This is a genomic window from Microbacterium testaceum (assembly GCF_001476285.1).
In the GTDB taxonomy this organism is placed as follows: Bacteria; Actinomycetota; Actinomycetes; order Actinomycetales; family Microbacteriaceae; genus Microbacterium; species Microbacterium testaceum_B.
In genome coordinates, this window is sequence record NZ_LDRU01000039.1 from 43,211 (window position 1) to 52,268 (window position 9,058).

The following is a 9,058-nucleotide window of genomic DNA, read 5'->3' on the forward strand; positions in this document are numbered from 1 at the left end:
TCGGCAGCACCCGCGTCAGTGATGTCGGCACCCCGGGGTACGGTCGAAGGATGGCCGTCACCCTGCACCGGGCGCCCGTCGCCGAGATCGACCCCCGCACCCTCTATCGCCTTCTCTGGCTGCGCGTGACGGTGTTCGTCGTCGAGCAAGAGGCGGCCTACCCCGAGATCGACGGTCGTGACATCGAGCCGGGTGCCGAGCTGATGTGGGTCAGCGAGGGCGACGAGGTGCTCGCGACCCTCCGCCTCCTGCGCGAGCCGACGAACACGCGCATCGGCCGCGTCGCCACCGCTGCCGCAGCCCGTGGCCGTGGCCTCGCTGCCGACCTCATGCGCGAGGCCGTCGAGATTCTGGATGCCGAGGCCCCCGGCATCCCGATCCTTCTCGATGCCCAGGCCCACCTGGCGTCCTGGTACGGCCGGTTCGGCTTCGTCGTGTCGGGGGAGCCCTTCGCCGAGGACGGCATCCCGCACGTGCCCATGCGGCGTACCCGCCTCGACACCGAGCGCCTCGTCCTGCGCGAGTGGACGCGGTCCGACGACGACCGGGCGTTCCTCTTCGACATGTACCGGCGAGCGGAAGTCCGGCAGTACCTCGGCAACGGCCGGGTGATGACCGATCCGGCCGAGGTCGACGCGACCATCGACCGCTGGACGAGCCTGGCCGACGGCATCCTGGGGGTCCGAGCCGTCGAGACGCGCGACGGCCGCCGGCTCGGATCGGTGCTGCTGAAGCACATTCCCTGGTCGGTGGGCGCGGGCGACGGGCGACCCGAAGACATCGAGATCGGCTGGCACTTCCACCCCGACGCGTGGGGGTCCGGGTACGCCACCGAGGCCGCGGCCGCGGTCCTCGCGCTCGCGCACGAGAACGGAATCCGCACGATCGTGGCGGTCACGAATCCGGCGAACACGGCTTCCGGCGCCGTCGCGCAGCGCATCGGGCTGCGCCCGGCGGGTGAGACGGCCGACTACTACGACACCACCTGCGCGCTCTACGTCAGCGAGGCCGACGCGTGAGAGCCCGCGCGGCGGCGGTGACGGCCCTGGCCCTTGCGTGCACTCTCGTGCTCGCGGGGTGCGACCTCGGGTTCTCACTCGGTTTCGGCGGCAAGCCCGACGGGCACTTCGAAGGCAGTGAGCTCACGGTTCCGGTGCTCTATGTCAGCGGCGGCAAGGGGGGCGTGGCGTCGCAACGGATCACCGCCGAGGCGGCCGACGGCGGCGACCTCAGCATCGACATCACCGAGAACGACGTCAGCGGCGTCGCCCCGGTCACGCAGTCCGCGACGTGGACGGCGGTCACCGCGGCCACGCTCCTCACTGGAGCGCGTCCCGACACGGCGTACACCTTCGGCTTCGACGCGCGCATCAACACCCCCGCCGCCGGGGCCGTGACCGCGGTCGGCGTGCTCGCGCTCTACTACGGCACCGAGATCCAGCCCGGTGTCGCCCTCGCGGGCGGCGTGACCCCCTTCGGAACCGTGAGCCCCGTTGCGGGCCTGCCTGAACAGGTGGCGGCGGCGATTGAGGCGGGCGGCATCGACACGATCCTCGTGCCGGCCGGACAACGGATCGCCGCGGATGCCGACGGTCGATCGGTCGACCTCGATCAGGTCGCGGCGACCGGCGGGATGACCATCACCGAGGTCGCCGACCTGGCCAGTGCGTACGCGATCATGACGGGCGAAGACCTGCCCGAGTCGGCGTTCCCCACGCCCGCCGCCTCGCCGACCCCGCTGCCGACCGCGACCGAGGGGCCGACCGAGCCCGGCGATGATGCATTCGACGTCGCCATCGACAGCGCCCTGGCCCGCACGGAATCGTCGCTCGAGACGGCGACCGACGCGTCCCTGGCCGAGCACTCCCGCGCCGCCGCGGATCGCGCCCGGACACTGCGCGATGCCGGCGACGACGGCGGAGCATTCGCTGCCGCCGCGGCCGCGGCTGACGTCGCCGCAGTCGCCGGGGCACCGGAGGTCGACGCGGCGTCGGTCGGTGCCACGCGCGCGGCGGCGGAAGACCTGCTGGCCGCGGCGTCCCAGAATCCTCCCGGAACGCTCGACGCCGCCGATCTCTCGCTCGAGGTCGTCGGAGCCGCCGCCGATGCCTACGCGCTCGCCGCCTACGCGGAGACCGCGCTCGCCGCGGGAGAAGAAGCGGCGCCGACCGCCGCGGCGCTCGCGGCTTCGGCGCTCGCCCGCGCGCAAGAGAGCGAAGCCTTGCGCGATGCGCTCGGCGCCGGGGCGGGGTCGATCTCGCGCGACGCCGACCTCGACGGCCTCGGCTCGCTGTTGCGGCGGGCGGCGATCGCGGCCACCGATGCGTACGAGTCGCGTGCGGGCGAGGCGCCCGTGCGTGTGGGCGACCTGCCGGCTGTGCGGCTCGCGGCTTTCGACGCCGCCCGCGACGATCTCGAGTCGATCGCCGACGGCGACACGTGGCTCGGTCTCGCCCTCGCTGCAACGGCCTTCAGCCGCACCGTTCCGCCGCTCGCCACGCAGCAGGCGGTGCGCGTTCCCGAGGGCGTCGACCCGACGGCGGCTGTCCAGCAGCGCATCGCCGTCGGCGACGAGTACGCGGTTCGCGCGGTCGAGGCACTCTCCGACGCGGGGGCCGAGGTGTCGCTCGTCCGCGGAGCCCTCAGCGACGCGACGGCGACGGCCACGGCAGCCCCCGCTCCCGGCGCATCGGCGGTCTACGCGACCCCGTTCCTGCGGGCACGCGTACTCGCGTTCGCGGCGGGCGTCGAGCGCGAGTGAGGCAGCGCCCGCCGCCCCGCCGTCAGTGCGGCGCGTGGTACTCGGCCGTTCCGCGCTTCCAGTAGCCCTTGACGACGGTGGCGGCGGGGTCGCCCGACCACCGATCGAGCAGCAGAGCCCGTCCGGCCCGGACGATCGACTGCTCCGCGGCGACGAACCCGAAGACGCATCCCTCCGGCTGCTCCTCGACGTCGAGCGCGTCGAGCCAGTCCGCGAGTTCTTCGCTGGCCGGTCGGTCGCCCCGGTGCACCTGAATCACCTGCACGCCCGGCGGAGCGGCGACGGGGAGGTCGTGCGCGGCATCCGGAACCTCGATCGCGATGCGACCGACGGCGTCGTCGTCCATCGCCGCGGCGAATCGGCGGATCGCGGGAACGGCCGTCTCGTCGCCCGCCAGGAGCCACGCGTCCGGGCGTCCGACGAGCACCATCGACCCGCGTGGCCCTCCGACGCCGACGGGCGTGCCGAGGGGAGCCCTCTCGGCCCAGCGACTGCCGACCCCGTCGCCGTGCAGAGCGACGTCGATGTCGAGCCAGCCGCTCTCGGCATCCCAGCTCACCGGGGTGTACTCGCGGCTCGGCGCGGACCGGACATCGCCCGCTGGCTCTGAGGGGAAGAACACGCGGATGTGATCGTCGGCGCCGGGCGAGTCGAAACCCCGGAGGTCGACCCCCTCGAGCCGCACCCGGACGTACGACGGAGTCAGGAAGGTTCGGGCGGCGAGCCTCGCCGAGCGGAAGACCAGCTCGTGACGGCGGGGTTCGAGGCGGGCCCCGAGGGCCGGGTTCGACATCTTCACAAAGCTAAGGCTAACCTAACTTCGCGACCGGCCCCGGAGTGTGGCCGGTCCCCACCGCACATACAGCACTGGAGAGATCCCGCATGAGTACCCGTCTGATCCGTCCCCTCGCCGCCGCGTCCGTCGCGGCGGCTCTGGCCCTCACCGGCTGCGCCTCGGGTGCGGCCGCTCCCGCCGAGCAGGCCGCCGCGACCACCGTCACGGTCGAAGACAACCACGGCTCGATCGAGGTTCCGGTGGCCCCGGAGCGGGTCGTCGCCCTCGACAACACGACGTTCGAGACGCTCAGCGAGTGGGGCGTGCAGCTCGTCGCTGCCCCCAAGCCCCTCATGTACGACCTCTGGCCCTCGCTCTCGGGCGGCGACGAGGTGCTCGATGCCGGCCTGCACCGCGAGCCGAACATCGAGAACATCCTCGCCGCCGACCCCGATCTCATCGTCGGCGGATACCGCTTCCGCGAGATCTACGACCAGTTGAAAGAGATCCAGCCCGCCACGATCGAGACGAGCCCGCGCGACGGTGAGGAGCACACGTCCGAGCTCAAGCGCCAGACGGCGATCCTCGGCCAGGTCTTCGACAAGAACGACGAGGCCGAGAAGCTGAACGCCGACCTGGATGCCGCGATCGCCGACGCGAAGGCCGCCTACGACCCGTCGCAGACGGTGATGGGCCTGATCACCTCCGGTGGGAAGATCTCGTACGCCGCTCCCGGAGAGGGCCGCGGTGTCGGCCACCTCTTCCCGACGCTGGGCCTGACGCCCGCTCTCGACCGCGCGGCCGAGGACGCGTCGCACGGCGACGACATCAGCGTCGAGGCGATCGCCGCGGCGAACCCGGAGTGGCTGTTCGTGCTCGATCGCGACGCGATGTTCGGCGAGGACGGCTACGTGTCGGCCAAGGAACTGGTCGAGAACGCCGAGGCGCTGAAGAACGTCCCCGCGGTGCAGAAGAACCAGATCGTGTACCTCGACGGCAGCTTCTACCTCGACGAGGGCATCCAGGCGTACACGAAGCTCTACCGTTCGGCCGCCGAGGCGTTCGCCTCCTGATCCCGGTGGGGGTCCGGATGCCGGGCCCCCCACCCTCACCATGATCGTCACCGCTCACCCCCCTCGAACGCTCGCCCGGCGCCTCGCGCTGCCCGCGGCCACCGCGGGTGTCGCCGCGCTCGTTGTCGCATCGCTCTTCGTCGGGGCCTACGACCTGGCGGCCGACTCCTTCGGCGCGGAGATGTTCTTCATCTCGCGTGTGCCGCGTACGCTCGCGCTCGTCCTCGCCGGCTGCGCGATGGCCGTCTCGGGCCTGATCATGCAGCTGCTCACGCAGAACCGCTTCGTCGAGCCGTCCACCACCGGCACCTCCGAATGGGCCGCCCTCGGCCTGCTCGTCACGGTCCTCCTCGCACCGGCCGCACCTCTGCTCGTGCGCATGGTCGTGGCATCCGTCGCGGCGTTCGTCGGGACCATGATCTTCATCGGCATCCTGCGCCGGATCTCGTTGCGAACCTCTCTCGTCGTACCGCTCATCGGGATCATGCTCGGTGCGGTGGTCTCGGCGTTCACGACCTATCTCGCCGTGTCGACGAACTCCCTCCAGATGCTCGGGACGTGGTTCATGGGCAGCTTCACCTCGATCGTCCGCGGGCGGTACGAGGTGCTCTGGGTCGTGGCGATCGTGGTCTTCCTCGTCTTCCTCTACGCCGACCGCATCACGGTCGCCGGCCTCGGTCGCGACATCGCGACCTCCGTCGGCCTCGATCACACGCGCGTGATGCTCATCGGCACCGGTCTCGTCGCCGTCGCCACGGGCGTCACGACCGTGGTCGTCGGCTTCCTGCCGTTCCTCGGACTGGTCGTGCCGAACCTCGTGTCGATGTGGCGCGGCGACAACGCCCGCGCCAACCTGCCCTGGGTGTGCCTCGGCGGCGTGGCCATCGTCGTCGTGTGCGACATCGTCGGACGGGTGATCCGGATGCCGTTCGAGGTCCCCGTCTCGATGATCCTCGGGGTCGTCGGCTCCGCGGTGTTCATCACCCTGCTCTTGAGGATGCGTGCCCGTGGCTGAGGTGCTGACCCGCCCCGCCCCGGCGATCCGGCTCGGCCGTCCGCGGATCGCCGTGCGCTTCGGCATCCTGGCGCTCGTCGTCGTGGTCGCGGCCGTGGGCGTGCTGACCTGGAACGTGCCGGGCGAGCCCGGTTCGCGTGCCTTCTGGCTCGCCGTCAACCTGCGCGTCGTGAGCGTCGCGACCATCGCCCTCGTCGCCTGTTGCCAGGCGGTCGCGACGGTGCTGTTCCACACGGCCACGGCGAACCGCATCCTGACCCCGTCGATCATGGGGTTCGACGCGCTCTACGTCGTGATGCAGACCGCGCTGGTGTTCTTCTTCGGCAGTGCCGCGCTTTCGGCGACCGACGGCCTGCTCAAGGTCGTGGTCCAGAGCGTGCTCATGGTCGGGTTCGCCACGTTGCTCTACGGCTGGCTGTTCGCCGGCCGCCGCGGCAACCTCCACATCATGCTGCTGGTCGGCGTGGTGTTGGGGGTCGGCTTCGGCTCGCTCTCGACGGTCATGCAGCGGCTGCTCACCCCGAGTGATTTCGACATCCTGTCGGCCCGCCTCTTCGGCAACCTGTCGAACTCGGATGCCGACTACCTGCCGTGGGGCGCCCTCGTCGTCGCCGTGGTGCTCGTGCTCGTCTGGCGCGCGCGACACCGCCTCGACGTGCTGGCGCTCGGCCGCGAGGCATCCGTCAATCTGGGACTCACCTACCGGCGCGAGGTCGTCGGGATGCTCGTGCTCGTGGCCGTGCTCATCTCGGTGTCGACGACGATGGTGGGTCCGATGACGTTCTTCGGCTTCATCGTCGCGACCCTCGCGTACCAGCTCGCGGGCTCGGCGCAGCACCGCGTGGTGCTGCCGTTCGCCGTGCTGCTCGGCATGGCGACCCTGCTCGGTGGCTACTTCGTGCTGCGGCACGTGTTCTACGCCGCCGGGATGCTCTCGATCATCATCGAGTTCGTCGGCGGCCTGTTCTTCCTCGTCTACCTGCTTCGAAAGGGCAGCCTGTGATCTCGCTCACCGATGTCACCATGACCTACGGCGACCTCACCGTGCTCGGTCCCGTGACCCTCGACATCCCGGCCGGAGGGGTGACGGCGCTCGTCGGCCCGAACGGTGCGGGCAAGTCGACCCTCCTCACGATCGTGGGGCGCCTGGCGACGGCGACGAGCGGTCGCGTCACCATCGCGGGTCACGACGTCACGACGACCCCCGGACGCGCGCTCGCGAAGATCGTGTCGATCCTCCGCCAGGAGAATCACTTCGTCACCCGCCTCACCGTTCGCGAACTCGTCGGCTTCGGGCGCTTCCCGCACTCGCAAGGCCGTCTCACCGCCGACGACCACGCGAGGATCGACGAGGCCATCGCCTTCCTCGACCTGACCGAGCTGTCGGGTCGGTACCTCGACCAGCTCTCCGGCGGACAGCGCCAACGGGCCTACGTCGCGATGGTGCTCGCGCAGGACACCGACTACATCCTCCTCGACGAGCCGCTGAACAACCTCGACATGAAGCACGCCGTCGCGATGATGGGCCAGCTCCGGCGGGCTGCCGACGAGCTCGGCAAGACGATCGTCATCGTGGTGCACGACATCAACTTCGCGGCGGCCTATGCCGACCGCATCGTCGCGCTGTCCGAGGGGAGGGTCGTGCACGTCGGCACGCCCGACGACCTCATGACCTCCTCGACGCTCGAGGACGTCTTCGGCACCCCCGTGGAGGTGCGCCGAGACGGCGCGTACCCCTTGGCGGTGTACTACCGATGAGTCGCGGTCACAGCTGGATGCCGTTGTCCTCGTCGTTCACGCCGACGTTGCGCCCGCGGCTCGACTCGTACGCGATGAGCCATCCCACCGACGCGGCGGCGGCCAGGATCAGGCCGAGCCACACGTTCTGCCACACCAGGCCGAACAGGATGCCGACGATGAACAGCACCACGCTGCCGAGGACCCAATACGTGCGTCCGCGCGGCCAACCCGTTCCCGTCTGCGTCATGCGCCCAGCCTAGGGGCAGCCCCACACCCCCGACCCTCACGCGAAAGAAGACCATGGCCCGCACGAACGCCGCGCAGACGCGGCAGAAGCCCGAGAAGAGCGAACTCCTCACCCTCCGCGTGCGGGAGCGGCGACGTCTCTCGCCCTCGTTCGCTCGCGTGACGGTGGTCGGTGACGACCTCGAGCGCTTCTCGCCGCAGGGACGGGACCAGTGGTTCCGACTGTTCCTCCCCGTGTCCGAGGGCTCGCTCTCGCGCCTGCCGAACAGGCTCGACACCCTCGCGTACTTCCGATATCTCGCAATCGCCAAGACCGAGCGTCCGGTCCTGCGCAATTACACCGTCGCGGGGTTCCGCCCCTCGGGCGAGCACGGCCCGGAACTCGACATCGATTTCGTGCTGCACGGCTCCGCGGACGAAGGGACCGCGGGACCCGCGGCGACCTGGGCGGAGACCTGCCGCCCGGGTGACGCGGTCGCGATCCTCGACGAGGGCATTCTCTTCACCCCGGCCGCCGGTCTCACGGGACCCTACGCGCTCGTGGGCGACGAGACGGCGCTCCCCGCAATCTCCGGAATCCTTGCATCCCTCCCCGCCGACGCCACCGGCACCGCGATGATCGAAGTCCCCGATGCGGGGGACGTGCGCGACCTCGTCGCTCCCGCGGGTGTCGAAGTGCGATGGGTCGTCCGCGTCGACCCGCGCGAGACGCCCGGGACGTCGGTTCGCGACGCGGCGATCGCGGAGGCCGCGGAGACGCCCGCCTACGCGTGGGTGGCGGGCGAGCAGTCGCTCGTGGCCGCGATGCGCCGGCAGTGGGTGCGCGTCGGCGTCGACAAGCGTGCGATCTCGTTCACCGGGTATTGGCGGGCGCCGCGGGGTCACTGACGTCGACGGGTCGTCGGTTCTCATCGCCCGGCCCACCCTTCTCCCGCAGATGTCGGTGGGGCGCCGCGCTCGCTTCTCCCGGCGATGCGGAGGCCGAGGTGGTCAGCGGTCGCGGTGGTCTTCGGGATGAAGGCGCGGGCCGCGGCGCGGTTCGAGCGCCGAGCCGACGTAGATGAGCCGGATCACGCGCTGGCGGTGTCCCGCGAAGGGCTCGAGCAGCTCGAGCATGCCGTCGTCGTCGGTGCGGTGGCCGGTGAGGGCGTATCCCACCTGGTGCGCGAGGTGATAGTCGCCCACGCTCACGGCATCCGGGTCTCCGAAAGCGCGGATGCGGGTTTCGGCGCTGGTCCAGATCCCGACCCCGCGCAGGCTGATGAAAACGCGGTCGCGGGCTTCGCCGTCGGTGGCGGCGCTCGCCGCGCGCACGACGGACTCGCCGCGTCGCGCCGTCTCGACGATCGTGCGGGACTGCGGAGGCTCGAGTCCTGCGCGATGCCACGCCCACGACGGGACATGCCGCCACCCGTCGATGTCGGGCGGGGCGAACAGCGGCCGCGGGG

At 71.1% G+C, this 9,058-nt stretch carries 9 protein-coding genes and 1 pseudogene; 7 read left to right on the forward strand and 3 right to left on the reverse strand.

Annotated elements, in window-relative coordinates; translation table 11 throughout:
- Window positions 1-50: 50 nt before the first annotated feature.
- Together NS283_RS19225 and NS283_RS08135 are read left to right on the forward strand one after the other, a co-directional pair.
- The gene (locus tag NS283_RS19225; protein ID WP_153003309.1) at window positions 51-1,019 is read left to right on the forward strand and encodes a GNAT family N-acetyltransferase; all 969 of its coding nucleotides are present in this window, start codon (window positions 51-53) and stop codon (window positions 1,017-1,019) included.
- Window positions 1,016-2,761 carry a S16 family serine protease gene (locus NS283_RS08135; protein ID WP_058596360.1) on the forward strand — a complete coding sequence of 582 codons (1,746 nt, stop codon included), beginning with the start codon at window positions 1,016-1,018 and terminating at the stop codon, window positions 2,759-2,761. The genes NS283_RS19225 and NS283_RS08135 overlap by 4 nt, the downstream gene beginning before the upstream one ends.
- 22 nt (window positions 2,762-2,783) lie before the next feature.
- Here NS283_RS08135 and NS283_RS08140 read toward each other — a convergent pair whose 3' ends face one another.
- Complete coding sequence (locus NS283_RS08140) at window positions 2,784-3,554, reverse strand: siderophore-interacting protein (protein WP_058596369.1); 771 nt, start codon at window positions 3,552-3,554, stop codon at window positions 2,784-2,786.
- An 89-nt stretch (window positions 3,555-3,643) separates the two neighbouring features.
- Between NS283_RS08140 and NS283_RS08145 the strand changes: the two genes are divergently transcribed.
- The 4 genes from NS283_RS08145 to NS283_RS08160 are packed head-to-tail and all read left to right on the forward strand — an operon-like array spanning window position 3,644 to window position 7,382.
- Window positions 3,644-4,609 (forward strand): siderophore ABC transporter substrate-binding protein, encoded by a 966-nt coding sequence (locus NS283_RS08145; RefSeq protein ID WP_058596361.1) that lies wholly within the window; start codon window positions 3,644-3,646, stop codon window positions 4,607-4,609.
- A gap of 40 nt (window positions 4,610-4,649) precedes the next feature.
- A complete protein-coding gene (locus NS283_RS08150; protein WP_058596362.1) occupies window positions 4,650-5,624 on the forward strand; it encodes an ABC transporter permease in 975 nt (324 codons plus the stop codon).
- A complete protein-coding gene (locus tag NS283_RS08155; protein ID WP_058596370.1) occupies window positions 5,617-6,627 on the forward strand; it encodes an iron chelate uptake ABC transporter family permease subunit in 1,011 nt (336 codons plus the stop codon). The genes NS283_RS08150 and NS283_RS08155 overlap by 8 nt, the downstream gene beginning before the upstream one ends.
- Window positions 6,624-7,382 (forward strand): iron ABC transporter ATP-binding protein, encoded by a 759-nt coding sequence (locus NS283_RS08160; protein ID WP_058596363.1) that lies wholly within the window; start codon window positions 6,624-6,626, stop codon window positions 7,380-7,382. Before NS283_RS08155 ends, NS283_RS08160 begins: the two co-directional genes overlap by 4 nt.
- A gap of 7 nt (window positions 7,383-7,389) precedes the next feature.
- Here NS283_RS08160 and NS283_RS08165 read toward each other — a convergent pair whose 3' ends face one another.
- A complete protein-coding gene (locus tag NS283_RS08165; protein ID WP_058596364.1) occupies window positions 7,390-7,611 on the reverse strand; it encodes a hypothetical protein in 222 nt (73 codons plus the stop codon).
- A gap of 53 nt (window positions 7,612-7,664) precedes the next feature.
- On the opposite strand from NS283_RS08165, the gene NS283_RS08170 reads away from it, so the two are divergent.
- Window positions 7,665-8,498 (forward strand): siderophore-interacting protein, encoded by an 834-nt coding sequence (locus NS283_RS08170; RefSeq protein WP_058596365.1) that lies wholly within the window; start codon window positions 7,665-7,667, stop codon window positions 8,496-8,498.
- A gap of 102 nt (window positions 8,499-8,600) precedes the next feature.
- On the opposite strand, the pseudogene NS283_RS08175 reads toward NS283_RS08170, so the two are convergent.
- A pseudogene (locus tag NS283_RS08175) lies at window positions 8,601-9,058 on the reverse strand (DNA-3-methyladenine glycosylase 2 family protein); the annotation flags it as partial.

Excerpts from the sequence above, each read along its gene's own strand:
- NS283_RS08150 (WP_058596362.1), top strand. The coding sequence starts at position 4,650 with ATGATCGTCACCGCTCACCCCCCTCGAACGCTCGCCCGGCGCCTCGCG.
- NS283_RS08165 (WP_058596364.1), bottom strand. The coding sequence starts at position 7,611 with ATGACGCAGACGGGAACGGGTTGGCCGCGCGGACGCACGTATTGGGTC.
- NS283_RS08140 (WP_058596369.1), bottom strand. The coding sequence starts at position 3,554 with ATGTCGAACCCGGCCCTCGGGGCCCGCCTCGAACCCCGCCGTCACGAG.
- NS283_RS19225 (WP_153003309.1), top strand. The coding sequence starts at position 51 with ATGGCCGTCACCCTGCACCGGGCGCCCGTCGCCGAGATCGACCCCCGC.
- NS283_RS08145 (WP_058596361.1), top strand. The coding sequence starts at position 3,644 with ATGAGTACCCGTCTGATCCGTCCCCTCGCCGCCGCGTCCGTCGCGGCG.
- NS283_RS08170 (WP_058596365.1), top strand. The coding sequence starts at position 7,665 with ATGGCCCGCACGAACGCCGCGCAGACGCGGCAGAAGCCCGAGAAGAGC.